Origin of the sequence: Clostridium intestinale DSM 6191 (assembly GCF_900130055.1) — a bacterium.
Taxonomy (GTDB): domain Bacteria; phylum Bacillota; class Clostridia; order Clostridiales; family Clostridiaceae; genus Clostridium_T; species Clostridium_T intestinale.
On sequence record NZ_FQXU01000003.1, the window covers coordinates 159,901 to 184,277 of the forward strand.

34 protein-coding genes are annotated in these 24,377 nt (G+C 29.4%); 30 read left to right on the top strand and 4 right to left on the bottom strand.

Annotated elements, in window-relative coordinates; translation table 11 throughout:
* The first annotated feature begins 161 nt into the window (after positions 1–161).
* Positions 162–1,706: a KAP family P-loop NTPase fold protein gene (locus tag BUA92_RS00870; RefSeq protein ID WP_073015875.1), complete on the top strand. Its 1,545-nt coding sequence runs from the start codon at positions 162–164 to the stop codon at positions 1,704–1,706.
* A gap of 116 nt (positions 1,707–1,822) precedes the next feature.
* Here BUA92_RS00870 and BUA92_RS00875 read toward each other — a convergent pair whose 3' ends face one another.
* From BUA92_RS00875 to BUA92_RS00890, 4 genes are all read right to left on the bottom strand, one after another.
* Positions 1,823–3,655 carry a coiled-coil domain-containing protein gene (locus tag BUA92_RS00875; protein ID WP_073015876.1) on the bottom strand — a complete coding sequence of 611 codons (1,833 nt, stop codon included), beginning with the start codon at positions 3,653–3,655 and terminating at the stop codon, positions 1,823–1,825.
* Positions 3,656–4,144 carry an ABC-three component system middle component 2 gene (locus BUA92_RS00880; protein WP_073015877.1) on the bottom strand — a complete coding sequence of 163 codons (489 nt, stop codon included), beginning with the start codon at positions 4,142–4,144 and terminating at the stop codon, positions 3,656–3,658.
* Complete coding sequence (locus BUA92_RS00885) at positions 4,137–5,210, bottom strand: ABC-three component system protein (RefSeq protein WP_073015878.1); 1,074 nt, start codon at positions 5,208–5,210, stop codon at positions 4,137–4,139. The genes BUA92_RS00880 and BUA92_RS00885 overlap by 8 nt, the downstream gene beginning before the upstream one ends.
* A 130-nt stretch (positions 5,211–5,340) precedes the next feature.
* Positions 5,341–5,700 (bottom strand): helix-turn-helix domain-containing protein, encoded by a 360-nt coding sequence (locus tag BUA92_RS00890; RefSeq protein WP_073015879.1) that lies wholly within the window; start codon positions 5,698–5,700, stop codon positions 5,341–5,343.
* Positions 5,701–5,863: 163 nt separating this feature from the next.
* On the opposite strand from BUA92_RS00890, the gene BUA92_RS00895 reads away from it, so the two are divergent.
* From BUA92_RS00895 to BUA92_RS01030, 29 genes are all read left to right on the top strand, one after another.
* Entirely contained in the window at positions 5,864–6,076 is a 213-nt protein-coding gene (locus BUA92_RS00895; protein WP_242950030.1) for a helix-turn-helix transcriptional regulator, read from the top strand.
* A 38-nt stretch (positions 6,077–6,114) separates the two neighbouring features.
* Positions 6,115–6,399 (top strand): helix-turn-helix domain-containing protein, encoded by a 285-nt coding sequence (locus BUA92_RS00900; RefSeq protein WP_073015881.1) that lies wholly within the window; start codon positions 6,115–6,117, stop codon positions 6,397–6,399.
* Between the two features lie 80 nt (positions 6,400–6,479).
* A complete protein-coding gene (locus BUA92_RS00905) occupies positions 6,480–6,941 on the top strand; it encodes a helix-turn-helix domain-containing protein (RefSeq protein ID WP_083553355.1) in 462 nt (153 codons plus the stop codon).
* A 13-nt stretch (positions 6,942–6,954) separates the two neighbouring features.
* Positions 6,955–7,287: a hypothetical protein gene (locus BUA92_RS00910; RefSeq protein WP_073015883.1), complete on the top strand. Its 333-nt coding sequence runs from the start codon at positions 6,955–6,957 to the stop codon at positions 7,285–7,287.
* Between the two features lie 199 nt (positions 7,288–7,486).
* Positions 7,487–8,257: a ParA family protein gene (locus BUA92_RS00915; protein ID WP_073015884.1), complete on the top strand. Its 771-nt coding sequence runs from the start codon at positions 7,487–7,489 to the stop codon at positions 8,255–8,257.
* Positions 8,235–9,236, top strand: coding sequence for a ParB/RepB/Spo0J family partition protein (locus tag BUA92_RS00920; protein ID WP_073015885.1), 1,002 nt, complete (start codon positions 8,235–8,237; stop codon positions 9,234–9,236). The genes BUA92_RS00915 and BUA92_RS00920 overlap by 23 nt, the downstream gene beginning before the upstream one ends.
* A gap of 12 nt (positions 9,237–9,248) precedes the next feature.
* Complete coding sequence (locus BUA92_RS00925; protein WP_073015886.1) at positions 9,249–9,638, top strand: hypothetical protein; 390 nt, start codon at positions 9,249–9,251, stop codon at positions 9,636–9,638.
* Between the two features lie 15 nt (positions 9,639–9,653).
* Positions 9,654–10,244 (top strand): DNA methyltransferase, encoded by a 591-nt coding sequence (locus BUA92_RS00930; RefSeq protein ID WP_073015887.1) that lies wholly within the window; start codon positions 9,654–9,656, stop codon positions 10,242–10,244.
* A 564-nt stretch (positions 10,245–10,808) separates the two neighbouring features.
* Positions 10,809–11,909 (top strand): hypothetical protein, encoded by a 1,101-nt coding sequence (locus BUA92_RS00935; RefSeq protein ID WP_073015888.1) that lies wholly within the window; start codon positions 10,809–10,811, stop codon positions 11,907–11,909.
* Positions 11,902–12,282, top strand: coding sequence for a single-stranded DNA-binding protein (locus BUA92_RS00940; RefSeq protein ID WP_073015889.1), 381 nt, complete (start codon positions 11,902–11,904; stop codon positions 12,280–12,282). The genes BUA92_RS00935 and BUA92_RS00940 overlap by 8 nt, the downstream gene beginning before the upstream one ends.
* Before the next feature lie 12 nt (positions 12,283–12,294).
* On the top strand, positions 12,295–12,528 hold the full coding sequence (locus BUA92_RS00945; RefSeq protein WP_073015890.1) for a hypothetical protein: 234 nt from the start codon (positions 12,295–12,297) through the stop codon (positions 12,526–12,528).
* 57 nt (positions 12,529–12,585) lie between these two features.
* Complete coding sequence (locus tag BUA92_RS00950) at positions 12,586–12,777, top strand: aspartyl-phosphate phosphatase Spo0E family protein (protein WP_073015891.1); 192 nt, start codon at positions 12,586–12,588, stop codon at positions 12,775–12,777.
* A 113-nt stretch (positions 12,778–12,890) separates the two neighbouring features.
* Positions 12,891–13,130, top strand: a complete 240-nt coding sequence (locus BUA92_RS00955; RefSeq protein WP_073015892.1) for an AbrB/MazE/SpoVT family DNA-binding domain-containing protein — start codon at positions 12,891–12,893, stop codon at positions 13,128–13,130.
* Positions 13,131–13,310: 180 nt separating this feature from the next.
* On the top strand, positions 13,311–14,024 hold the full coding sequence (locus tag BUA92_RS00960) for a hypothetical protein (protein WP_073015893.1): 714 nt from the start codon (positions 13,311–13,313) through the stop codon (positions 14,022–14,024).
* Between the two features lie 142 nt (positions 14,025–14,166).
* Positions 14,167–14,565, top strand: a complete 399-nt coding sequence (locus BUA92_RS00965) for a hypothetical protein (RefSeq protein WP_073015894.1) — start codon at positions 14,167–14,169, stop codon at positions 14,563–14,565.
* 142 nt (positions 14,566–14,707) lie between these two features.
* Positions 14,708–14,950: a hypothetical protein gene (locus BUA92_RS00970; RefSeq protein WP_073015895.1), complete on the top strand. Its 243-nt coding sequence runs from the start codon at positions 14,708–14,710 to the stop codon at positions 14,948–14,950.
* Between the two features lie 102 nt (positions 14,951–15,052).
* The gene (locus BUA92_RS00975; RefSeq protein WP_083553357.1) at positions 15,053–15,523 is read left to right on the top strand and encodes a sigma factor-like helix-turn-helix DNA-binding protein; all 471 of its coding nucleotides are present in this window, start codon (positions 15,053–15,055) and stop codon (positions 15,521–15,523) included.
* Positions 15,524–15,947: 424 nt separating this feature from the next.
* Complete coding sequence (locus tag BUA92_RS00980; protein ID WP_073015896.1) at positions 15,948–16,979, top strand: Ig-like domain-containing protein; 1,032 nt, start codon at positions 15,948–15,950, stop codon at positions 16,977–16,979.
* A 68-nt stretch (positions 16,980–17,047) separates the two neighbouring features.
* A complete protein-coding gene (locus BUA92_RS00985; RefSeq protein ID WP_073015897.1) occupies positions 17,048–17,254 on the top strand; it encodes a hypothetical protein in 207 nt (68 codons plus the stop codon).
* A 13-nt stretch (positions 17,255–17,267) separates the two neighbouring features.
* The gene (locus BUA92_RS00990; RefSeq protein WP_073015898.1) at positions 17,268–17,873 is read left to right on the top strand and encodes a tyrosine-type recombinase/integrase; all 606 of its coding nucleotides are present in this window, start codon (positions 17,268–17,270) and stop codon (positions 17,871–17,873) included.
* Positions 17,874–18,093: 220 nt separating this feature from the next.
* The gene (locus BUA92_RS23110; protein WP_175550824.1) at positions 18,094–18,231 is read left to right on the top strand and encodes a hypothetical protein; all 138 of its coding nucleotides are present in this window, start codon (positions 18,094–18,096) and stop codon (positions 18,229–18,231) included.
* On the top strand, positions 18,231–18,695 hold the full coding sequence (locus tag BUA92_RS00995) for a hypothetical protein (protein WP_073015899.1): 465 nt from the start codon (positions 18,231–18,233) through the stop codon (positions 18,693–18,695). The genes BUA92_RS23110 and BUA92_RS00995 overlap by 1 nt, the downstream gene beginning before the upstream one ends.
* A 151-nt stretch (positions 18,696–18,846) precedes the next feature.
* Entirely contained in the window at positions 18,847–19,233 is a 387-nt protein-coding gene (locus tag BUA92_RS01000) for a phage terminase small subunit P27 family (RefSeq protein WP_073015900.1), read from the top strand.
* The gene (locus BUA92_RS01005; RefSeq protein ID WP_073015901.1) at positions 19,230–20,894 is read left to right on the top strand and encodes a terminase large subunit; all 1,665 of its coding nucleotides are present in this window, start codon (positions 19,230–19,232) and stop codon (positions 20,892–20,894) included. Before BUA92_RS01000 ends, BUA92_RS01005 begins: the two co-directional genes overlap by 4 nt.
* 15 nt (positions 20,895–20,909) lie before the next feature.
* Positions 20,910–21,110: a hypothetical protein gene (locus BUA92_RS01010; protein WP_073015902.1), complete on the top strand. Its 201-nt coding sequence runs from the start codon at positions 20,910–20,912 to the stop codon at positions 21,108–21,110.
* A 5-nt stretch (positions 21,111–21,115) separates the two neighbouring features.
* Complete coding sequence (locus BUA92_RS01015; RefSeq protein ID WP_073015903.1) at positions 21,116–22,396, top strand: phage portal protein; 1,281 nt, start codon at positions 21,116–21,118, stop codon at positions 22,394–22,396.
* A complete protein-coding gene (locus tag BUA92_RS01020; protein WP_341410781.1) occupies positions 22,356–22,637 on the top strand; it encodes a head-tail connector protein in 282 nt (93 codons plus the stop codon). The genes BUA92_RS01015 and BUA92_RS01020 overlap by 41 nt, the downstream gene beginning before the upstream one ends.
* A gap of 17 nt (positions 22,638–22,654) precedes the next feature.
* Positions 22,655–23,248, top strand: coding sequence for an HK97 family phage prohead protease (locus BUA92_RS01025; protein ID WP_073015904.1), 594 nt, complete (start codon positions 22,655–22,657; stop codon positions 23,246–23,248).
* A gap of 40 nt (positions 23,249–23,288) precedes the next feature.
* Positions 23,289–24,371: a phage major capsid protein gene (locus tag BUA92_RS01030; protein ID WP_073015905.1), complete on the top strand. Its 1,083-nt coding sequence runs from the start codon at positions 23,289–23,291 to the stop codon at positions 24,369–24,371.
* Positions 24,372–24,377 lie beyond the last annotated feature (6 nt).

Consider the following 24,377-nt stretch of genomic DNA (forward strand, 5'->3'; position numbering starts at 1 on the left):
ATATCACTACCCCTTTTATCTAAAGTATGGAAATATTATATCATAAATATGAGAACCTATGTTCTTTTTTAGATGAGTTAGTAGAAGGACGAATATTTATAGGATTATATGTAATAATATGGTACTATATGTATATTGATTAATAAATGGGGAGGATAATTATGGAAAGAAGGGTTTATCAAAATAGACCACATGAATTAGACGAAGTTAATGATTTGTTTGGTACATACTATAAAGCTAAATCTATTTTAAATGTTTTAGATAATACCAATAATTATTTAGAAAATAATAATATAATAGCTTTATATGGTGCATGGGGAAGTGGAAAAACAACTGTAATGGATTATATATCTAAGAATACAAAAAAATATAAATGTATAAAATTTGAGGCATGGAGATATGAGAATGATGTAGAATTGGCTTTATCTTTATTTGAAGCTATTGTAAATGAAATAGAAAAGGAGGTCAGAGATTTTAATAAATTTATTAAAGAAGTTAAATTAAGCGCTAAGACACTATTTTGCTTTGGGAAAAATATGATTTTAAATACTGAAATTAATGTATTTGGTGTAAAAATTCCAATTGGGAAAAGTGGTAAAGATACAATCAATGAGATGGGTGATTCTGTAAAAAAAACATCTTATTATAGTGCTGTAAATAAATTTAATTCTACATTTAAGAAACTGCTAGAAGATTATAGTAAAAAATTAAATAAAAGAATAATAATTTTTATAGATGATTTAGATAGATGTGAACCTAGTAAAGTATTAGACTTATTGTCAGCAATAAAACACTTTTTTTCTGAAAGTAAAGATGTAGTGTATTTCTGCGCTATAGATAAAAATTCTGTAAACCAATCTATAAATGTTAGATATAAAAATGTAATCACAGCAGAAGAGTATCTCGAGAAAATTTTTGATATCAGTTTTAGCATGCCTGAAGAGTGTTATTTGTATCCTATAGTAAGAGATTTTTATGTTAGGATGTATAAAGAAGATGAAGTTAATGAGTCTGAAGTTAAGCTAGTAAATAATTTTCTAAAACATATAAACTTCACAAATCCAAGGAAAATAAAAAAAGTATTTAATAAGTATATAATGTTAAATGATTTATATGATTCTATGAGTGAAGCTGGGAGTGATATATCATTTTTATACAATATGAGTAGAAAAGATGTTTTTAATGTAATTATGATACTTTATATAATAATACTATTTGAATTCTATAGAGAAATTTTTAATGATTTGCTTGAATATAAAACCAAATTCAGCATGAAAATCGATATGGAAAGGAATCCATTATATATAACACTTAATAACGAAGATATTAATCTAATAGAATTTGTAGATGACAAGAATTTGACAAAACGATTTGCGTATTTAGAAGATTTTTGTGCAGAAGAGTTGCTTAGTGATAAAAGAAGAAAAAATCTTGTGACTTTCATTTTAATATTTTACCCAAATGACTTAGATAAAATATACTTACCTAGGTACATTAATAATAATCCATTTGATGATTTTTATGTATATCGAGAAGATACTATGAATAATATCAAAGAAGTTACTAACAATATACAAAAAAGTAATATAAAAATTTTATCTAAATTCTTAAGTTTTATAATTAATAAATTAGTTATTAGTGAAGAAAGAGTTAAAGAACCTATAAATATTGTAAAAATAATAACTATGGCAAAGATGTATTTATAAATTTACATATAAATAAATATTTTGAAAATTAAATAAAATAAAGGTGTCAATTATGAACACCTTTATTTTATTTAATTTTAAATTTTTTATATATTTTAAAAATAATTATATGTTGATTATAGCAATCCGTTTCTATCAATTTCAGTACCCGTAAAATGAATTAAATTAGCATTAAGTTTTTCAGGTGGTGTTGTATTTTCTAAAACAATTATTTGCATTCCAGTAAAAGTAGACAAATATTTAAAAAACATATCTTGAACTTTTTCATTAATTATTTCAGATTTATCAGTTTTTTCTCTTTCTTTAAAAGATAGAAGAGGAGAGTCTAAAATTACAAAACCAGGATGAATTTTATCATTATCTATAGCAAATTTCATCAAAGCAATTGCCATACATGATGCTATTAAAGCTCTAACACCTTTTCCATTACTAGTCCTAGATTTATTGTTAATCTTTATATCCAATTTGTCTATATCAAATAATATTTCATTAATACGACCATATTCTTTATCGTAATCGAATCCCTCAAGAATATTTTGTATATTTTGGGAGAGAGTTAATGAATCCTCATCAGAGATATCTTTAGAGTAGGTGATTTTACTTGAAGGTTTCATTTTATTTAAGTTTGATAACTTAATATTCAAATTTTCGAGCATTGATTGCTTGTCTTCAATAATGGATTTAATACGCTCTAGTTCGTTAAATGATTCCATATTCATCTCATGTATTTTCATCTTATTTTCATTAAAAGATTTCAATTCTGCATTTAAGAAATCAATGTTTTCATCCAACTCAAAAATTATTGAGTTTATATGTTCAAGTTCTTTTTCTTCATTCTCAATAGATAATTCAATATCTGTTAATTGGTATAGAATTTTACTCATTTCAGCTTTATACGCTGATTTAATTTTTTCTAAATCAATGATTGAACTATCGGTATTTGCTAATATTAAATTAATATCTATATTTGAATTACAAATGGGACAATTATGATCTAGAAGTCTATCTAGATATAAATTACCTTCTATAATAAAATTTAGTCGTTCTTTATCACTTTCTAAGAATTTTTTATGAAGTATAAATCTATTAATTAGTTCCTCTGTAAAAATTAGTTTAGATTTATATTTATCAAGTTCTTTTTCAAAAGAGTCACGATTATGATATAGTGAATTTATTTTAGTATTAAAGTCATCAATCATGTTGTTAAATTTTTCAATAGCATTTTTTAAAATATAATATTGATTTTTATCAAAATTTTTATTTAATTCTATAATTTGATTATTAACTTCATCTTTTAAATTATCTATAAAATCTTTTTGTGCATCTATTTTACTTTTTGTCATAGCCTTTTTATCAATATCTGGGACATCTGAATAATCAGTATCAGTAATCATTACTTTAAATGCAGAAATTTCTTTAGTTTTATCATAATTTTGTCCACTTAGAAATGGAGAATATTTTTTTGAAATTATTTTATCCTCATCAATAATGCTAGTTAATCTTTGATAGAAAAATGTATAATTCTTTTTTTCAAAGCTAGCATTTTTTATTATTTTTAAATCTGTTGCACTTGTAATTTTTAATAAAAAGTCTGAAATTATGTTTTTTTCTGATGTTCTAAATTTAGGTCTAAAAGCTCTTAAAAAATTGTCACCTGATACCCAAATATCGGAGTCAGGGTTATGTAAATCTCTTGTAATAGAGTAAGTTTTATTATATTTATCAGTTATTTCTAATATAACCACATTGTATTGATTAATTTCATTTACTTCATAAAAATCTTCATAATTATCTGATCCAAATACATAATTAATAAATTCTACTATCAATGATTTACCTGTATTTGAAGGTCCATAAATTATGTTTAGACCATCAAATAAATTGAGAACTTGCTTTTTCCTACTTCCTTCAAATGACAAAGAATTAATAGTAAATCTATTTTTAAACATTTAAACACCTCTAATTACACTTTCAAAAGTATTGTTAGTTGAAATATTGTTATATAAAACTTCAAATTTATTTTTTAGTTCATCTTTATCAATATTATTTAGTAATTTGGAGCAAATTTCTATATTATTCTTTAGTTTTATGAAATAGTTTGAGTTAAAATATTTAAGGAATGTTATTGTATTATGTGTTGTTTTATATTTTATTCCATCATAATCTAATTCAATTGTTATAAGATTTTTTTTAATCATCAATGCTAATCCTGCTTTTAATATTTGTTGTTTAGTTATTAGTTCACCAAATCTATATGGAGTTAGGGGATGAAGACTTTCATATGAGTTATCTAAATCATATAGATGAGTAGAGTAATAATCATAATATGATAATAACTCTATATCAAAAGATTTATGAGTATTAATGGAAAGTATTATAAGAGATCTTAAACCTATCTCTAAAGGACTATTTAGTAAAAGATTATAATTATCAATCATTTTCAACCCACCTAACTTTGTTTTCATTAGCAAGATTATGACAAACTCCCATTTTTTCATTTGGTCTAAGTACATTTTTTAATTGACATGCATCCAGGTTTAATAATACACTTCTCTCGAGAGATTTTTCGAGTTTATTAAAGCCGTTGTATGAAAAGTTAGAAAGTATATCTGAAATTCCTTTATGAATAATATCTTCGGCTTGATTAAAATAATCCATTGAAGGAAGGCTGTCTCTTACAGCACGCCTTAAAGATTCAGTTGAATAGAAATAAGAACGCTGTTGGTCAAGATGAGACACATAAGATCTTTTTAAAGAAGCTATATCGGAATGTATAATTCCATCTAACTCGGAATAAATCTCAAGTAGCCTATCGATATATAATTTCTCACTAAGTGTTATATCTTCTGGAACTGGGAGCTCATCAATTTTTAACTTTGGATATATCGTAAAAAAATAGTAAATAAAGAATTTTGAACAAGAAAATTCTTTTATTAATTGATTAGGTTGAAGTTCATGAACTATAGAAAAATCAAACTTATTAACATAATCAATCAACCCTTTAACTTTCTTCAAATTAATTTTTCCTACAAGTGCAGTTCCATTTTTGATTTCCTCATTTATTAATGTATTTATTTGCTGTGGCTTATCTATATAGTTTGTCCTTAAATCGGTACTACAACCTTGTGGAGAAACTATGTAATAATTTTCAGGAATAGGATAAGTATTGTTGTATGTAAAATAACATAGTTTATAAAATTCTTTTTTTATATCTGATAAGCTTATTTTATTATCATAATGTTTACACTGATATATATCAATTTTTATATTTCCAGTTGTATTAAAATAACCAACAATATCTCTGCCTTTATCTCCAGAACCAGAAAAACGCTTAACATCAGTATACTTACTTCCAATCTTCTCAGAGCACCATACCTCAGTCATTTCTTCAAATTTATAAGGATCCATTAGCTTTAGTTGCTGCTGATGAGTAATCATAGTATTATTTTCAATATCAGCTAATTTTAGATTTTCAGGTATATATAAATCTCTAAATGATTCCATAAATTAATCCTCCTAATAGAAATAAAAGAATAAATAATATAAAAAAACAAATATGTAAAAAAATATTCTAATTAATAAATATATACAGTGTAAATGTAAAAATTAAGTGTCCGTCACGGACACCTTATTTTTATTCTTTCTTCCCATACTTCTGTCTAACATATTCAATAAAATTATCGATTTCTTTCCTAGCTTCTTCAGGAAGTTCTTCATCATAACCATTATTGTTATGTAGAGCAATAGTATATTCATTTTCTTTATTTCTTTCTAAAATCTTTTCAGCAGGTTCTTTTATATCTGATTTTCCAAGCAAATAATCTGTAGATACATTAAAAAAGTCTGCTAATTTATTTATTATTTCAATATCAGGAACTCTCTTTCCTTGTTCATAGAATCCATATGCACTAGTAGTAATATTCAAATATTTCGCAACGTCTTTTTGCAAAATATCCTTTTCAGAGCGAAGCTCTTTGAGTCTAATATCAAACATATAATCACCTTACCTAGTTATTTATAGTAATATTATACAACGACGAGTTGTAATAAAAAAATAATCCAACAAAAAGTTGTTTTAATTGTTGACAAACAACTAAGTGTTGGTTAATATAAAAGTATAGAACAACAAATTGTTGCAAAGAATGGAGGAAAGCATTTTGGATAATTCTAGGTCTAATAAATTATTACAATATAGAACTTGTAATAATTTAAAGCAAAAGGAGGTGGCTAAAGCTGTAGGAGTAAGCACTAGCTACTATGGAATGATAGAAACTGGGGTAAGAAATCCTAATTTAGAAATAGCACATAAAATAGCTAAATATTTTAATACATCAATTGAGAATATTTTTTTTAAAAGTCCAGACAACTAAATGTTGTTTAGGACTGTGAAAGAAAGGAGTAGAAGAAAATGAAAGCATATTCAACACAAGAAGCAGGAGAAATATTATCAGTTTGTAAAGAGACGGTAGTAAGAGAAATCAAAAATAATCGTATTAAAGCTTTTAAGGTAGGTAAGGATTGGAGAATCCATGAGAGTAGATTAATGGAGTATATGGATGTTGTAGCTAACAACTATAAGACAAAAAAAGAAGTTGAGCTTGAACAAAAGCTTAAAGAGCTTGAGAAAGAAAATAACAAGCTTAAAAATGTCATTGTAAAAATCAGTACAGCTGTTGTTGAAATCAATACTTAAGAAAAAGAGCAGAGTAAGTGGGAACCCTGCAAATAGAAATTTATATGTATTTAGATGTGATTAACATAATTTAATTATAAATGACGAGAGGTATAAAAGGAATGAATGAAACATGCGTAAATTACTACAAAACTTGCAGGGAGAATGCGGGTTTAACTCAAGCTAAAGCTTCTGAGCTATTGGGAGTTAGTGAAAGGTCTATATCAGACTATGAGAATAACAAAACAAAAGTTCCAGATGAGATAGTGGATAGGATGGCTATGGCTTATAATACACCGCTTTTAGCATGGTGGCATATCAAAAATAGCAGTGTTTTAGGTAAGTATTTACCAGAAATAATAACACCTAAAACCAATGTTGATATGGCATTTCAGACTATACTTGCACAAGATGAACTTGATCCTGCTGTAACATCTTTAAAAAAGATAATGTCAGATGGAATCATATCAGAAGATGAAAGGCTAGAATTTCATAGCAGCATAAACAGAATAAATAGCGTGGCGGGTAAGCTGATATCAGTTGTTACTTTTGCCAAAGATTGAGGAGGAAACTTATATGAAGGATTATACAAACATTATATTTGATATATCCAAAATGAAAGATAATGAGGAACATGCTTTTAAAATACCTGAAGACTCAACTATACATTTTGGAGCAGCTATTTTAGGTAGAAAACTTATAACTTCAATTAAATTTAGAAAGGTTACATTTGAAGATAAGGGTGAAAGTTTATTTATTGAAGCATTTGCAGGACATATAACAGTAGCAACAATAGTGGATGACATTCCATATACCTTAGTTTTAGGTGATGATAACTATTTTGTCATTGGGCCTACAGAAGAATACGACTATATATCTAAAAAAGGGCAAAAAAATAAACCCTTATAAAAAGAGTTTATCTTTTTATGTAATTTTTAGGACTACGATGTTCGAGCATCGTAGCTCCATTATAACATAATTAAATATTTGATGTAAAGGAGCTTATAAAAATGAGAAAGATTAAGGTTGAAATGAGATCATGGATAGATCCTAAGACAGGAAAGAAAATTGTAGCTATAGCTGGAAAGAATTTTTAAGGGGTGATTTTATGGGAACAAGAGTTATAAGTTTTTTAAACATTAAGGGTGGAGTAGGTAAGACTATTTCCACCACAAACATAGGAGCTGCTTTAGATAAAATGGGTTATTCAGTATTGATTATAGATATTGATCCACAATCTAATGCAACAAAGTATTTATCAAGTTATAAGGAAGATGACTTATCCAGTTATGAGCTTTTAAAAGGTGAAACAGGTATTTATATAAAAGCTACAAAATACAATGCCCTTCAAATAGTACCAGGTAACATAAAGCTTATCATGGCTGAGAATGAGATAATGCTTGATACTAGAAAAGCTAGAGAAACAAGACTTAAGAAATGGATAGATTCATTAGACCATGAATTTGACTTTATATTAATAGACTGTCCACCATCATTAAACATCTTAACGACTAATGCATTAGTTGCATCTACAGAGGTACTAGTACCTATTAAAATAGACAAGTTTGCATTAGATGGATTTGAGTACCTAATGTCAGCTATAGAAGAAACTAGAGAGGAATTCAACCCACACCTAAACTTATTAGGTGCCTTTATAACTATGGACAAGTCTACAACAATCAACAGAGATATAAAAGCAGAACTAGATCAAATACTTGGAGATAAATTTCTAAAACAAACAATAAGAGAAAATGTTGCTGTAACTAAAAGCACATTCCATGAAACACCAGTCATATACCATGATCCTAAATCAAATAGTGCTAAAGACTACATCAAACTAACGGAGGAAATAGTAAATGTTCTTACAAGGGTTATCTGAAAAAGTTAATAGCTTTGATGCAAAAGATAAGTTTTCCCTTTTAGAAATAAACATAGAGCTGTTAGAACCATCAAGCAATAACTTCTATGGAATAAGGGAAATTGATGAACTATCAGAATCCATAAAAGAACAAGGCTTACTTCACAACCTAGTTGTAAGAGAAAAAGAAGGAAAGTATGAAATACTCTCAGGAGAAAGAAGGTACCATGCATTAAAGAAGTTAGGCTTTAAAAAAGTACCATGTAAAGTGCAAAGGAATCTATCAGACATAGACTCAGAAATCCTATTGATTGAAGCTAATGCAAGAACTAGAGAACTTACACCTTCTGAATTCATGAGAGGTATTAGTAGATTAGAAGAAATCTATAAAGCTAAGAAATCCAATGGTGAGCAGATAGAAGGCAAAACAAGAGAAGCAATAGGAAAAGTATTAGGTAAATCAGGAACTCAGGTAGGAAGATATCAAAAGATAAACAAAAAGCTCTCAGAGGATTTAAAAGAGGACTTAGACAAGGATAAGCTTACAGTAACCCAAGCTGAAATAATATCCAACCTAAAACCTCAAGAGCAAAAAGAAATAGCGAAACAAATAAAGAACTTAGATCCAAAAGAATCAAAAGAAGAAATCAGTATCCTCATAGAAGGAATTAAGCAGCCAGTAGAAAAAAAGCGAGATAAAGAACTACTAAAAGAGATTTATCCAGAACCTAAAGCTAAAGAGAAGAAACACAAGACAACTAAGTTTACCTTTGAAAATAAGGAGCAGCTGCAAACAATACAAGAACTTTGTGAAGAAATGGTGAGAACACTAAAAAGCATGCTGCACAAAAAAGGACAGAAGTGGACTGAATTTGATCATGAGGTTAAGGGGCAATATGATGCCTTTGACTTGATGAGGATAACCTTGAGAGATCATGGATATTCGGATGGGTTGGTGTTTGAGATGCCTTTGATAGATAGTGAAGAAGATAGATACTAGGAGTTGAATAATATGGGATCAGTTAAAAAGAAGAAGTATAAAAGATTAACCAATGCAGAGAAAAAATTTAATAAAGATATAAGAGAGCAGCTTAGAGAAGATGGAATATTACCACCAATAAAACCTAAGCTTAATAGAAAGAAATTCTCAAAAGAAGTAATAGAAGAGTTTAAGGAGTTTGGTGGTTATTCTGACTTAAAAAGCTTATATGAAGCTATATCGTGGATGCTTCCATCAGACATTGAAAGAAAAGTAACACCAGAGCAAATAGGATTAGTTAAGACATTAAAACTAGCCTTAGAGATAAAGAAGTTTAAAGAGAAGAAAGAAGCAGAGGGGTTAGACACCTATAAGGTAGAAGAACTTTATGAAGAAGTAGTTAAGCCTATAAAGAATTTGTAGAGTAGGTGAATTAAGTTGGAGAATTGTAAAATAGAGAATCCAATATACACAGTACATGTAGGAAGTAATTCAGGATTGATTAAGAATGTAACAGATTTATATTTTATTAAAGGCGATAGAATTGCTGATGTTACTTGGGGTAAAGGAGTATTTTGGAAAGAAGTAGATAAATCAAAGTATGAGATAGTTGGTTCAGATTTAAAAACAGGTATTGATTTTAGATACTTACCCTATAAGGATAATTCATTTAATCATAGTGTATTAGATCCGCCATATGCAAGAATAACTAACTTAAAAGGTATGGTTGAATGCTATAACACTACGAGATTTACCACCCATGAAGATATAATTCATCTCTATAAAGATGGTTTAAAGGAATTAATAAGAATAACTCAACCAGGAGGATTTATTCTTTGTAAGTGTCAAGATGAAATATATGCAGGAAAGCAAAAATGGAGTCATATAGAGATATATGAAATTGCTAAAGCTCTTGGATTATATGCTAAAGATTTATTTATATTAGTTAGTGATAAGAAACCAAAACCTAGATATAAGCAGCAACATGCTAGAAAGATACATAGTTATCTTTGGGTGTTTGAGAAATAAAAATAATCTTTGATAGTTGTAACTTTAAACAGTTAAACAACTAAACAATTAAATAATTAAAACTTTATAAAAAGTTATAAAGTTTTAATTTATAAAAGAAATAGAGAAGAACTTATTAAATGATTAGTTTGGAATACAAAAATATATATAAGATAAAAAAATCATATTTGAAGAAGCCTAAACTTCAACAAATATGATCCACCTTTTGAGTAAAGAAACAGATTAAACTATTGAAAGGGTTAAATGTTTGAAAATTAAAAAACATTTTGCCTTAACTGAATTGTATCAAGGGGAAATTTTCAAATCAAGATACAATTCTTATAAGCAAGGTATTCCATAATAGGTTGCTCTATGGAATTATATTTATACTAGAAATGTATGGAAAAAGAGTAGAAGTGCCTTATATAATCACATTTACGAAGGTTTATAGACAGTTAACCAGAAAAACAGTTAACTGGATAAGAAGTTAACCATTTAACCATTTAACCCGTTAAACAGAAATACAGATAACCAGTTAACCTGTAGAAAACAAAAGAAAATAAGCTTTTTGAATAGGAGGTAATGATGGCTAAATTTAGATATGTTTATACAGATTTTTGGAATGATACAAAAGTTATAGAGAGATTTACACCAGAGGATAAGCTGTTTTGGCTTTATCTTTTGACTAATTCACATACAAAACAAATAGGAGTTTATAGAATACCTAGGAAGGTTTTAGCCTTTGAGCTTGGATATAGTATAGAATCAACTACATCTTTACTAGAACGCTTTGAGTGCAATTATAAGCTGATTAAATATAACAAAGATACTGGTGAGGTTGCTATAAAAAATTGGGGTAAATATAACCTAGTTAATGGTGGACTACCTATTGAATGTTGTATAAAGTCCGAATTAAAAACTATAGATGACAAAGATCTTGTCTTATATGTACTTGATGGAGTAAAGAATGAAAAATTAAAGTTATTTATTATTGAATGCTTAAAAGAATACGGTACGTACTACGGCACCTATGACGGCACGTACCACGATACGTCAACAGAAGAATCAAGTAAAATTGCCAATGTGGAAGAAAATAACAAAGGGCGAAATCAAGCCATTCCTACGGCACGTACTACGATACGTGGGGAAAATAAAAATGAAAATAAAAATATAAAAGAAAAGATAAATAATATATATAGTGTGCAAGACACTTCTTCAGATGAAACATCTGAGACTTCATCTGCAAATGATACAAGCAAAGTTCCATATGAAGAAATCATAGCTCAGTATAATGCTATCTGTAAGTCCTTACCTAAAGTTAAGGCTAGGTCAAAAGCTCGTGATAAGTCTATGAAATCTCTTTATAGAAAACTTAAAAGTCTTGAAAAGATTGCAGAGCTATTCTCAAAGGTTGAATCTAGTGATTTTCTATCAGGTAGGGATGGGAAGTGGTCAAACTGTGGCTTTGATTGGGTATTAAAAGAGTCTAACTATATAAAAATTCTTGAAGGTAACTACGATAATAAATCAAGGACTCAAATAGTGAACCCAAGCAATAATACAAACTATCAAAGCTCCAATAAGGGCAAGTTAAGGTTTGATAATTTCACTGGCCGTCAATATGACTATGATGCCTTAGAGAAAAAACTATTAGGCTGGGATGATGAGGAGGACAAGGATGAATAAAGTAGTACTCATAGGGAGATTGACAAAAGATCCAGAGCTTAAGTTTACACCAGGTAATGGAACAGCTGTAACCACAGTAACATTGGCAGTAGACAAGTTTAATTCATCAACAGGTAAGAGAGAAGCTGATTTTATCTCGATAACAATATGGGGTAAACAGGCTGAAAACACAGCTAACTATATGACTAAAGGCAGTATGATGGCTATTAGTGGGAGAATTCAAACTAGGTCTTATGATTGGAAAGATGGTACTAAGAGATATGTCACTGAAGTAGTTGCAAATGAAGTAAGTTTTCTAAGCTATAGAAAACAAGGCTCTATACCAAGTTTTGATGATATGACTCCAACAGATGATGGTGATATACCATTTTAGGGGAGGGGTTAAATGTCAGTTGTTTTAAGTGATAAAGAGTTTGATGTTATATCCAAGTTCTATGACTATGCAGATAAACTTTATCATCATGCAGATGAAATGCAGTTAGTTACTCAGTACAAAGGTGAAAAGATAAACTATCTAGCCACTTTAAGATATAAGCAATTAACTAAGGAAATTTTAGATAAAAAGCAGCAAGAATCAAAAAGTGTCCGTGGCGGACACCTTAAGAAATTAGTGAAATAAATTAACAAAAGAAATATGCAATTAAATATCGGTGAACATTAGGGGAGGAGAATGAAGATGAAAAAAGTACTATCGATAATAGAGAGAAAGCGAAGAAGTTTACATAAAGCTATGGATATGTATGGAATTAGTGATAATAGGGTATTAACTAAGAGTATAGAGCTTGATAAGCTGATACTTATAGAGCAAAGGAGAAGGTTATGTTTATTAAATACTGCCAAGTCTTTCAATGCATGTGCAACGAAGTAAAAGACATTATCAAAGGTTATGAGGTTGTATGCAGCGCAGAATGTCATAACTGCCATGAAAGCAAAGACTTGAAAAAAGATGAAATCGAAGAATAAATTTTTAGGAGGATAATTATGAAAAGTACAGGAATGGTAAGAAAAGTAGACGAGCTGGGAAGAATAGTACTACCAAAGGAGTTAAGAACAGTAATGAATATTGATATTGCAGACTCACTTGAGGTATTCACCGAGGATAAAACAATGATCCTAAGAAAATATAATCCAGGCTGCACCATCTGCGGCCACATAAAAGGTGGACAAAGCTTTAAAGGGAAATATGTTTGTGAGGATTGCTTGGAGGGGATGAGGAAGTAGGGTTTTGTGATGTTCTTTGAAAATTAAATAATACAGTGTTGGATAAATATGATATAATCGCTTTATAATTGTAAAATGTGACATATTATTTTAATGCAAGAGGGATAGTAGATATAATAATATGTTTTCAATAAATACAATTATTAAATAATACTTCAAAAAATTTTTAGGGGGAACTTTATGAAGGAAGAATTTATAGCTCTACAAATTAAAAGAATAAGGCGTAATATCATTATTTTAATAGTTGTATTAACATTATTGTCGATATTTATAGCATTTTATAGAGGGATAGGTTTAATGATACTAAGCGTCGTGTTCTTTGTATTTATAATGGGGCCAGTTAGATTTATAAGAAAATTGAAAAGTATTAAAATTTATTCAGTAAATAAAGCACTATCAGTTTATGGATACTTTTATGATGTGGCTCAATATATAAATAATGAGATATTAAGAGGAGATTCTGTAAGATATGGAAATGTAATAATTACTGATTCTTGGATTTTGAAACTTAACACCTTTAGTTTGGATATAATAAAAATTGATGATATAGTGTGGGCATACCAACAAATTATTAGGCACAAACAAGGAGTAATAATGCCTGGAGTAGTTGCTCCACTTGATGAGGTAGGGAAGACATTTGCTGTAATTATTAATTCTAAAAATCCTATTGCTCCAACTATTAGAATTAATACAACTCATATGAGTTATATGGACAAGAGTAAGGAAGTAGAAATTGAAGGTGTTGAAAAGCAACAACGTATGCTGAATATACTTGATGAATTAGAGAAAAGAAATTCTTATGCTATATATGAATATTCAAGTGATCTTTCTAAAATATGGGACGAAGATAGAGATAGATTTATTAAATTAGTAATGAGTCAATATTCTCAATAAGAAGTTATATGGTTAAGCGATAATATTCAAATGAATTAGTGGTATTTTTTACTTCTGAATAAAAACTCTTTAAAATTTGGATGCTAAAATAATATGATATTTTTAATGCTAAGTAAAAGTTAAACATAATTTAGGGGGAAATATGAAAAGAAAATATGTTTTGGTAGATAGCAATAAACTTAATTTACCTAATTGGAAAAAGTGGTTGATGCTAATAGGGGGTAGTTTTATTGCCTTGTTATTAATTTCAGTATTAGAAAATTTATTATCAAATGCTATGGAAATTCAAATTGAAAAAGTTGCATTAGTAACATTTTATATTAGAGCATTCATAGTATTAGCACTAATACACGACTTAGCACCTAAGTTAAAGAAAATAATATCAGTTATTTGGAGCATGGCAGTATATGTTGTGTATGTTGGGATAGATTACAGTTCAGGAGACAAATTGTTTTTAGGTTCACTTGTATTTTTTGTTTTTCTAGTTGGATATAATATTTTTTTATTTAGAAAGAAGAAAAATAATATGATCAATATATAAATAATATCAAAAAGGATAATTTATGATACCGCACTTTTCAATAAAAGAATATGCGGTATTTTTGTTCAATAATTCTATGAAAGCGCTGTAAACCCTCATAAATTCTTAAGAATATTTTTAATATAAATACAGTGAGGTGAAAATGAAAGGAAAAAAGAATACTGATAAGTTAGTAACCATCTTGCCTAATATGGATTTTTGTTGGTATTCAAAAGAAATAGATAGAGCTATAAGATTATGGGAGTATGGTACAGGCATAAAAGAAATGTCTAGAATCTTAAAAAGAAGCTCTGAAGAAGTCTTTATGCTGCTAATGCATTTATCCCTAGAAGGTAAGATAACTCAAAGAGAAGGTTATGTATGGGGAATAAATAATTTTAATTAAACAAAAAAAGAGAGCTGCAAGTTTCCAGACCTTTAAGCTCTCTTTAAACCTCATTTAGTTACATATATATTATAACATAGATGTGATTAAGGAGGAAGAAATTTGATAAGCCAAGGAAAGTTAATAGAAGGAATGTTAAATGATTATATTGATTTAGAAAACTCAATAAGGAATTTAGAACTAGACATCGAGGAACTAGAAAATGATTATGTGGGTATATCATCAATAAGTATGGGAGAAAAGTCTAGTCATACATATAAAATAAATAGACCTATAGAGAATGAAGTATTAAGTAAGGAAGAAAAGATAGTAAGATTAAGAGAACTTAAAAGATCCAATGAAATAAGAAAAGAAAGAATAGATAATGCACTAAATGTATTAAATGATAATGAGAGAGATGTTATCTACTTTAAGTATCTGAAGTATAGAAATAAGTCTTGGTGCTTTGTAGCCAAGCAGATGGATCTTAGTGAAGCTTGGGTAAGAAGATTAAGAGATAAGGCTATTGATAAGATGATTCCAATAGTTTATCCAAGCAAAAAAGAATTAAGTATCAGAAAAGTAGCAGAATAATATCACTTTAGTATGTAGAATAGTTTCATTTCTTTGTGATATCATTTAAAATGTGATAATAAATTAAGTCTTAAAAGCATCTATGAGTGGGTAGGTGCTTTTTATTATTAAGATAAGTTAATAGTTGTTAATAGAATGTTTATAGTGATGACACATGGAAGACATATAGAAACTCTATAATAAAAATATAAGATGACCATAAGAAATTTTTCATTATTTGTTCCCTACCTTTTATAGAGCAGCTACGATTGAGTGGCTGCTTTTTTGTTACCTATTTTAATAATAATATAAATTATCTTTGCAAAATTTACTTATATTATAAAAAATAAAATAATATGTGGGAAAATGTAGTAAATAAATCCTTGAATTTACAAAATAGTACAAGATATAATACTAGTAGATTAAATTTGAGGGGGACATAATAATGAAAATACAATCAAAAAAGAAATTTATCGCATTTAGTTTAGTAGTAATATTGGCAACAATATTCTCTTTAACTTGGATGCAAGGGGACAGAGTTTCAGCTGCAACAGTAGGACAACAATTATCTAGTCCGGAAGCTGGATGGCAAAGATTTGACGATACAGATAGCAAAATTAAATATATAGAGACTAATGATGGAAGAAGAAAGGATAGTAGTTATGATTATAACGGAACTAGACATGTAAGTTTGCAAGGTGACAAAATAACAATTAAATTTTATGGGACTAAATTTAGAGTAATAGCAACTAGATGGAATGATTGTGGAACAAACAATTTAGTAAGTATAGATGGTGTTGATTCAGGAAGTTTTAGCAATTATACAAGTGAGATAACTTCTTTAGGAAGTGTAAGACAAATACTTGTATATGAAAAAAATAATTTAGAAATGGGCTTTCATACCATAGAAATGACAGCAGTAGGAGTAATGGTTCTTGATGCAATAGACATAGATTCCTATGGATATCTAGTTGATGCGTCAACGGTTGCTGTAAGTGAAATATCATTAAATAAAACTTCTTTAAGTTTAAATGTTGGACAAACTGAAGATTTAATAGCCACAGTAAAGCCAGACAATGCAGAGAATAAGAACATTGAATGGTCATCAAGCGATACTGGGATAGCTACAGTAGATTCAAGTGGAAAAGTTACTGCTATAAAGCCAGGGAATGTTACAATAACAGCTAAAACAAAGGATGGCACTAATTTAACAGCAACTTGTGATGTAACAGTTGTTCAACCTAGTAATGATAGAGCTATCTTAGCTATAACAATGACTAATGGTCAAACTAAGGAATATGATTTACCTAATAGTGAAATAGAAGCTTTTACAAATTGGTTTGATAGCAGCAATGGTAAAGGACAACCTAAGTTTGGATTCAATAAAAAGATTCAACCATACAAAGAAGTAAAAGAGTATGTTGTATTTGATAAAATATCTTCATATGAAGTTAGATCATATACTGTAAGTAATTAAATAGCTATAGAAAGACACTCAATTTATTGGGTGTCTTTTTTATACTCTAAATTAAGGAGGCTCAGCAAATGACAACTAAAAGAAAACTAAATTTAAACATAAAATTCCATGGAGATAAAGTTATATGTGCTAAGTCTCCTACTGAATGTAAGAAATGCTTAGATAGTAGGTCATGTGAAAACATGACCTTATTTTATGATCCTTTTGAGGGAATAAATGAATGTATGAAGTCTAGGAGCTACAAAAGAGAAAAAGGAGCCATAAGGCAAAGGTAGGTGAGAAAATGAAATGAGAAAGAAAAGACCTGCTAGTCCTATAAAAAACACTAGAGATGTTTTAGATATTCAAGACTATCTAAGATATAGAAGTGAAAGAAACTATGTACTTTTTATTGTTGGAATAACTACAGGATATAGAGCAGGTGATTTAGTTAGGTTAAAGGTCAGAGACATTAAAGAAGCTCTTAGGCATAGAGAGTTTGAAATCATGGAAGGAAAGAAATCTAAGTCAAAGTTTATTAAAGAAAAAAATAGAAAGCCTAGGACGGTTGAAATTATTCCTAAAGTATCTAAACTACTTAGAGATTATATAAAAGATAAAAAAGATTATGAGTATGCATTTCCAAGTAGAAAAGGAACGAATAAATCAATAGGAGTTCCAGCAGTTAGTAATATTTTAAAAGATGCAGCTGAATATTTTGGATTAGATAACATTACCGCTCATAGCATGAGAAAGACTTATGCCTATAAAATCTATATTGATAATGACCGAGATATTCTGCTTGTAAAAGAATTATTAGGTCATAGTAACATTGAAGAAACAAAACGTTATTTAGGATTAGATAAAGAAAGATATCATCAAGCAAGTAAATCATTAAGTGATTTTGTGAGATGATATTTATTTTTTATCCTATGAATGTTTAAAAAATTAAGGTGTTAATATTAGAGGTCAAAAAATTAATGACTTATATTAGTAGAGAAAGTTTTAAATGAATGTGTGATTCTCCAAGAAAATAGAACATTCAAAAGGGCAAAACACGAACATTCAAGGGATACTTGTTGATATTTTTAACAATGTGGTTACTATTTTAGTAGCAAAAATGAGGTGATAGATAATGGAATTATTATTAGTGCTTATTCTAGGATATGCAATAGGAAGCTTAAAGACACCTACTCCAAAACAAACATATAGAGGTGGTGGTGTTAGAGTATGTAATAATATTACTCCACCAACAAAGCCACCTAAGAAGTAATGATAAAGAAGCAATGCTCATATCATAGCTGCAGTAAGATACTTGATGATGGTGTTATGTTTTGTCCTTATCATCAAGCAGTATATGAGAAGGAGAGAAAGAAAAGGTGGAATAAGTACCGCAAGGAAAGAATGAAGGACAAGTATGAAGCTATGTGTCAAAGCTTCTATAGAAGTCCTACATGGGATAGAAAAAAGGAAGAAGTTAAAGGAAGATGTTTGCATATTGATATTCTAGAATTCTATAGGACAGGAAAGATTGTTGAAGGTTATGCTGTACATCATATCAAAGAGTTAAAAGATGAGTGGGATTTAAGACTAGACTATGATAATCTAATATATCTAACTAAAAGTAATCATGCTAGAGTACATAGAGAATATGATAAAGGTTTTAAAGAAAAAAAGAAAATGCAGACTATATTATTAGAAATAAAAATGATGTTTGAAACTGAGTTCAATTTATAGCGATACCGGGGGGAGGGTGCAAAAGTTTTAGAAGGCTAGAAAGGTCTCGATGCCTAGTACTACAAGAATTTTTTCGGGACTTTTTGCTATAGGGGGTATGCAAAAAATTGAAATACGAACATTAAAATTTTACACTTGGAGGTGAAAAGTATTGGCAAGGAAATTAACGTGTCCTAAGTGGTTTGATGAATATGCCACTGAAGAATGGAAGAGAATTATTAGATTACTAAAAGCTGAGGATAGAGATTTTACAGATAAAGACGTGAAAGCTCTTGAAGGGTATTGTGTAAATTATTCTAAATGGAAAAGGTGTGAGCAGATCCTATTAAAAGAAGGAATGTCTATGGTTGTAAATGAAGAAGGTTATGAGCAGCAAAGACCAGAGGTATCTATAGCAAATAAAGCTCAACAGGAAATGAGGAGTTGGATGAAAGAGTTAGGAATTACTCCAGCAGCTAGAGCTAGAATGAATAAAAACATCAATTTCAATAATGATGGAGATGGAGATCCTGAAATGGAATCCATGATTAGTAGATGATAACTGAAAAGATTAAAAGTTTAATTGATGCTCATATAGTTTATGAAACTACTTATGAAGTTGAAGAAGTAATAAGAGAGCAGAAATTAAAATATGATGATGAAGAGTTTTACTTTGATGAACAAGAAGCCAGGAAGATTTCTAAGTTTATTTCTAAGCTTACCCTGGACAAAGGAAAGAAAGGAACTAAAGTAAGGCTGCTAAGATTTCAGTTTAAGATATTAACTTCAATACTTTGTGTGAAGAGTAGAGAGACAGGCTTTAGAAGATTTAAAGAAGCACATTTAAATATAGGTAGAAAAAATGGGAAAGGCTCATTAGTTGCCTGGATCATAATCTATTTATACTTTACTGAAGATGTTTATGGAGCAGAATACATAATCGTAGCCAATGATATTAAACAAGCTACAAACCTATTTAATACAATATTCCAAACTATAAAAGGTAATAGGACTTTACGCAAGTATGTTAAGATAACTGAATCTAAGAAGATAATGTATAGAAAGTCTACTAATAGTTGGCTTAGAGTTCTAGCAAATGAGGGAAGTAACCTTGATTCCTACGCTACTTATATTGCTGTTCTTGATGAAACTCATGAGTATAAGAAAACAGATGCTTATTCAAAACTTATAACTGGTATGGGTTTGTGGGATGAGCCATTAATGTTTACAACAACTACTGCATCAGATGGTGAAGATGATGAAAATTTAGAATTTCAGATGTATAACTACTCCAAGAAAATAGATAATGGAGAAGTTGATGATGATACTTTCTTTGGAGCTGTGTTTGAATCAAAGAAAGATTGTGAAATATGGGATGTACAAGAATGGATTAATGCTAATCCGGCACTAGGTATATTTAAAAAGCTATCTGACTTTATTAAATTAGCTAATAAAGCAAGTGCCATGAAAACTTTTGAAGCTAAATTCAGGAGATTATATTTAAATCAACACATAGCTACTGATGAAATCAAAGGTGCCATTAATATGGAGCTATGGAGTAAAGCTTTAAGAAAGATTAATTTAAAAGACCTTGAAGGTTGGAAGAGTTGGAATGGATTTGACTTATCATCTAAGAATGATATAACAGCTTTTGTCCAAGTATTTTATGATGAAGAGTCTTGTGTATTTATTATTTATCCTCACTTATATACTCCAGGAGATAATATGTATGAAAGAGCTGAACTTGATGGAAATGATTATCCTAGATGGGTTAAAGATGGACATCTTATAGCTACTGAAGGAAAGTATGTAAACTTTGAAAATGTGTTAGATAAGTTATATGAATATGATGAGAATACTCCTTTTGAGCAGATAGGTTTTGATAGATGGGGTTCACCAACTATTATAAACAGGCTAGAAAATAAGTGGGATGTAATAGCATTAGGTCAAGGTACTGGAACAATGTCACCAACCATAAGTGATTTTGAAAACTTATTAATTGATGGAAAGATAATAATAGCTGATAATGAAGTATTTAATCTTATGGCCAAGAAGGTTGTAGCCGTAGTTAATGATGGAGGCACCAGGTATAGTAAAACTAAATCTGAGTTTAAGATAGATGGAATTATAGCTATGTTAATGGGATTAAATCTTGCTATAGAAGCCAATGGAATACCATCATATAATGCAATAGATGAACTTGATAAAATGGACTGGTAGTGAAGAGGTGGAAAGATGAAAGAAAAACTTAATAAGATCCTTAATAAGACCATTCATAATGAAATGTTTGTTATGGAAATGGTCTTTTTTGTTGGGCTGATTATTATTATCTTCACTAATTTTTATGTTTCTGTAGTTTTTGGAATGTACTTTCTAGGCTTTATATTGATAGCTTACTCAGTATTTTTATTTAAATTCAGAAAAGAGAAGAGGTGAGATAGTTGATATTTGATAGATTAAATAGTGAAAAGAGAGAAACTGAGGTAAATGACTGGAAAGAAGTTTATAGCTTTGAAAAAGGTTATGAGGATTCACCATTTAGCAGTGGATTACAAGAGAGTACTTATTTCAGCTGCATTAAAATTATTTCTGAATCTATAGCTAAATGTCCTTTTCAAGTTAAGCAGGAAACTGATAAAGGGGAGATAGTAGCAAGAGATCATTATCTATATGATTTACTAAGATTAAGACCAAACCCATATATGAATGCTGTTGATGTGTTTAAAAGTTTTGTTGCTATATCAAAACATGAAGGTATAAGTGGATTGTTTATAGATAGAAAAGGCAGCAAGATAGATGGATTATATCCTGTAAAGATAGACACAATTACAGTTGATGATGCTGGATTAATTAAATCTAGTAAAAATAATAAGATTCTATATGACTTTCAAGGGGTAAATGGAGAAACAGGTTCTTGTTTCGATAAAGACATGATAATTCTAAGAGATTTTAGTATAGATGGAATCAATGCTAAAGCCAATAAATCAATACTTAAAGAAAGCTTAGATACAAGTATTAAAAGTCAAAATTACCTTAATACCTTATTCTCAAATGGATTAACTAATAAAATAGTGGTTCAGCTGACAAATGATATTAAAGAAGAAAGTGAATTAAAGAAAATTCAAAGGAAATTTGATAGGATATACACTAATAACGGAAAGATATTTACAGTTCCAGCTGGATATAATGCTTCATCCTTAAATCTTAGCTTAACTGATGCACAGTTTGCTGAACTTAGGTTTATGAGTAAGAAAGATATAGCAGCATCTTTTGGAGTTCCCTTATCAAAACTTGGGGAAATGAAAGAAAATGCTAAAAGTGATGAGCAGGATAATCTAGCTTTTTTAGTAGATACACTCCAGGTTATCTTCACAGCAATAGAGCAAGAGGGAGACTGGAAGCTTCTAACTCAAACTGAAAGAAAAAAAGGTTATAAGATTAGATTTAACACCAATGTAATGTTAAGACTTGATAGTTTAACTCAAGCAAATGTTATAAGTACCTATGTTAAAAATGGTGTTTATGATTTAGATTATGCAAAGGATCTTTTAGGAGTTGAGAGAATTGGTGGAGATAAGATTATTACATTACCTTCAGGACAGATATTGCTTAAGGACTTGTTAGCAGGTAAAGGAAGTTGGCAACAGAATAATAATGCTACTGAGAAAGTAGGTGATGAAGATGTTGACACTGGAGGAAACGAAGAGATACCTAAAGATTGATTTTGAAGATGATGATGAAGATATTGAGTCTTTTATTGAAGCAGCTGAAGCTTATATAGATAGTATGGTTGGGATTTTCTATAAGGCAGATGAAAAGGCTGTTAAGCTTGCAATCTTACTACAAAAGAAGTTAGTAAATGATATGTATGAAAATAGAAATACAGAGATTCCTTCAAATACTAAACAAGATAGAATAGTGACAAGTATTCTAGATAAATTATCTAACTATGAAGAGGCCTAGAGAGGAGGTGATAGAGTATGCAGATAGAAATCAGAAGCGATAGCATAATTGTACGTGGCTATGTAAATGCCGTGGAGAGGGATTCAAGAGCCTTGCAAACACCAAAAGGAAACTTTGTAGAACAAGTAAGAAGTGGAGTGTGGCAAGATGCCATTAAAAAGAATGATGATATTCCAATACTTTTAAATCATAACTGGAATAGAAAGCTTGGCAGCACAAAAGATAACTTGAAACTTAAAGAAGATAATATAGGTTTATATGCTGAAGCTAGAATATTAGATAATGATGTTATAGAAAAGGCTAAGAATGATAAGCTTGTAGGTTGGAGTTTTGGATTTAAAGCTAATAAACAAAGTTGGGGTAAAACTGATACTGATATGGATAGAAGGTATTTAGATGATATTACTTTATTTGAGGTAAGTATATTAGATAATACCAGGACTCCTGCTTATTATGGAACTTCTTTAGAAGCTAGAGATAATGAGGAAATAACTATTGAGCAAAGGTCTAGTAATGATGAAATTGAAGTTATCAATACAGTTGAAACTAGAGAAGTTGATGAAGACTTAGAACTTAAAATGAGGTTATTAAAGTTAGAACTAGAGTTATAGTTCTTTTTTTATTATAAAAATTCGAAAGTGAGGAATAACAATGGACTTAAAAAAACTATTTGAAATTTTAGATGCTAAAAAAGCTGAGGTAAGATCATTAATAGCAGAGCAAAAAGCAACAGAAGCAGAAGCTGCAATGGTAGAAGTAAGAAATATAGAGAAGATGATAAAAATACAAGAAGAAATAGAAGAAGATGAAAAGAGAGCTTTAGAAACTCAAAAGAAGAAAAATGAGAATAATACTGAAGAGGTAAGTGAGTTTAGAGCTATAGTTAAACAAATAATGGGTGAAACAGTAAGTGAAGAGGAAAGAGCTACTATAACAAGCGTTGATAACTCAGCTGTTTTACCAAAACAATTCATAAATGACATTATAGTTTTACAAAAAGGCTACGGCTCATTAAAGCAGCTATGCGATATAATTCCTGTAACTAAAAATGAGGGTACTATACCAGTTGTTGATTTAGATCAAAATGAGTTAGCTGAAGTTGGAGAAGGTGAAGATATAGTTGATGGAACTCTAGTTACTACTGATGTGTCCTTTAAATGTGCAAAGGTAGGATTAATTCAAACTCTAACTTCTGAGTTAATAGATGATGCAGAGGTAGAAATAGAAGGTTTAGTAAGAAGCAACTTCACTAATATAGCTACAGTAAAAGAAAATACTAAAATATTAAAGGTTATTAAAGAGAATGCTACTGAAATTCCAGGAGCAACTTCCTATGAAGATGTAGAAAAAGCAATAGATGGATCATTACCAGCTGTAAAAGCAGGACTAATAACTCTTACTAATGTTTCAGGATATGTGCATTTAAAGAATCTTAAAGACAATGAAGGAAGACCACTTAATCTAATAACTTCTGGTGCTGATGGAGCAGAGTACTTTCACTCAAAACCAATAGTTCATGTGGAAGATACTTTATTACCTCCAAGTGAAGCAGGTAAGCTTGTATTCTATATAGCTCATATGAAAGAAGCTGTTAAGTACTGCGATAGAAAGGCTATAACAATAGCTAAGAGTACAGAAGCAGGATTTACTGATGATACAGTTAAAATAAGAATACTTGAAAGATTCATACCAGTTAAAGGTTCTGTTAGATCTGTTAAAAAGATTGAGTTTTAGTAATTA

Coding starts and splice junctions, on each gene's coding strand:
- BUA92_RS00970 (WP_073015895.1), top strand. CDS start 14,708: ATGAAAGGAAAAAAGAATACTGATAAGTTAGTAACCATCTTGCCTAAT.
- BUA92_RS00890 (WP_073015879.1), bottom strand. CDS start 5,700: ATGTTTGATATTAGACTCAAAGAGCTTCGCTCTGAAAAGGATATTTTG.
- BUA92_RS00955 (WP_073015892.1), top strand. CDS start 12,891: ATGAAAAGTACAGGAATGGTAAGAAAAGTAGACGAGCTGGGAAGAATA.
- BUA92_RS00980 (WP_073015896.1), top strand. CDS start 15,948: ATGAAAATACAATCAAAAAAGAAATTTATCGCATTTAGTTTAGTAGTA.
- BUA92_RS01025 (WP_073015904.1), top strand. CDS start 22,655: ATGCAGATAGAAATCAGAAGCGATAGCATAATTGTACGTGGCTATGTA.
- BUA92_RS00985 (WP_073015897.1), top strand. CDS start 17,048: ATGACAACTAAAAGAAAACTAAATTTAAACATAAAATTCCATGGAGAT.
- BUA92_RS01010 (WP_073015902.1), top strand. CDS start 20,910: ATGAAAGAAAAACTTAATAAGATCCTTAATAAGACCATTCATAATGAA.
- BUA92_RS01030 (WP_073015905.1), top strand. CDS start 23,289: ATGGACTTAAAAAAACTATTTGAAATTTTAGATGCTAAAAAAGCTGAG.
- BUA92_RS00940 (WP_073015889.1), top strand. CDS start 11,902: ATGAATAAAGTAGTACTCATAGGGAGATTGACAAAAGATCCAGAGCTT.
- BUA92_RS00920 (WP_073015885.1), top strand. CDS start 8,235: ATGTTCTTACAAGGGTTATCTGAAAAAGTTAATAGCTTTGATGCAAAA.
- BUA92_RS00965 (WP_073015894.1), top strand. CDS start 14,167: ATGAAAAGAAAATATGTTTTGGTAGATAGCAATAAACTTAATTTACCT.
- BUA92_RS00925 (WP_073015886.1), top strand. CDS start 9,249: ATGGGATCAGTTAAAAAGAAGAAGTATAAAAGATTAACCAATGCAGAG.
- BUA92_RS01005 (WP_073015901.1), top strand. CDS start 19,230: ATGATAACTGAAAAGATTAAAAGTTTAATTGATGCTCATATAGTTTAT.
- BUA92_RS00945 (WP_073015890.1), top strand. CDS start 12,295: ATGTCAGTTGTTTTAAGTGATAAAGAGTTTGATGTTATATCCAAGTTC.
- BUA92_RS00905 (WP_083553355.1), top strand. CDS start 6,480: ATGACGAGAGGTATAAAAGGAATGAATGAAACATGCGTAAATTACTAC.
- BUA92_RS00885 (WP_073015878.1), bottom strand. CDS start 5,210: ATGGAATCATTTAGAGATTTATATATACCTGAAAATCTAAAATTAGCT.
- BUA92_RS00875 (WP_073015876.1), bottom strand. CDS start 3,655: ATGTTTAAAAATAGATTTACTATTAATTCTTTGTCATTTGAAGGAAGT.
- BUA92_RS00900 (WP_073015881.1), top strand. CDS start 6,115: ATGAAAGCATATTCAACACAAGAAGCAGGAGAAATATTATCAGTTTGT.
- BUA92_RS00915 (WP_073015884.1), top strand. CDS start 7,487: ATGGGAACAAGAGTTATAAGTTTTTTAAACATTAAGGGTGGAGTAGGT.
- BUA92_RS00880 (WP_073015877.1), bottom strand. CDS start 4,144: ATGATTGATAATTATAATCTTTTACTAAATAGTCCTTTAGAGATAGGT.
- BUA92_RS23110 (WP_175550824.1), top strand. CDS start 18,094: ATGGAATTATTATTAGTGCTTATTCTAGGATATGCAATAGGAAGCTTA.
- BUA92_RS00960 (WP_073015893.1), top strand. CDS start 13,311: ATGAAGGAAGAATTTATAGCTCTACAAATTAAAAGAATAAGGCGTAAT.
- BUA92_RS00950 (WP_073015891.1), top strand. CDS start 12,586: ATGAAAAAAGTACTATCGATAATAGAGAGAAAGCGAAGAAGTTTACAT.
- BUA92_RS00910 (WP_073015883.1), top strand. CDS start 6,955: ATGAAGGATTATACAAACATTATATTTGATATATCCAAAATGAAAGAT.
- BUA92_RS00870 (WP_073015875.1), top strand. CDS start 162: ATGGAAAGAAGGGTTTATCAAAATAGACCACATGAATTAGACGAAGTT.
- BUA92_RS00990 (WP_073015898.1), top strand. CDS start 17,268: ATGAGAAAGAAAAGACCTGCTAGTCCTATAAAAAACACTAGAGATGTT.
- BUA92_RS00935 (WP_073015888.1), top strand. CDS start 10,809: ATGGCTAAATTTAGATATGTTTATACAGATTTTTGGAATGATACAAAA.
- BUA92_RS00995 (WP_073015899.1), top strand. CDS start 18,231: ATGATAAAGAAGCAATGCTCATATCATAGCTGCAGTAAGATACTTGAT.
- BUA92_RS01020 (WP_341410781.1), top strand. CDS start 22,356: ATGTTGACACTGGAGGAAACGAAGAGATACCTAAAGATTGATTTTGAA.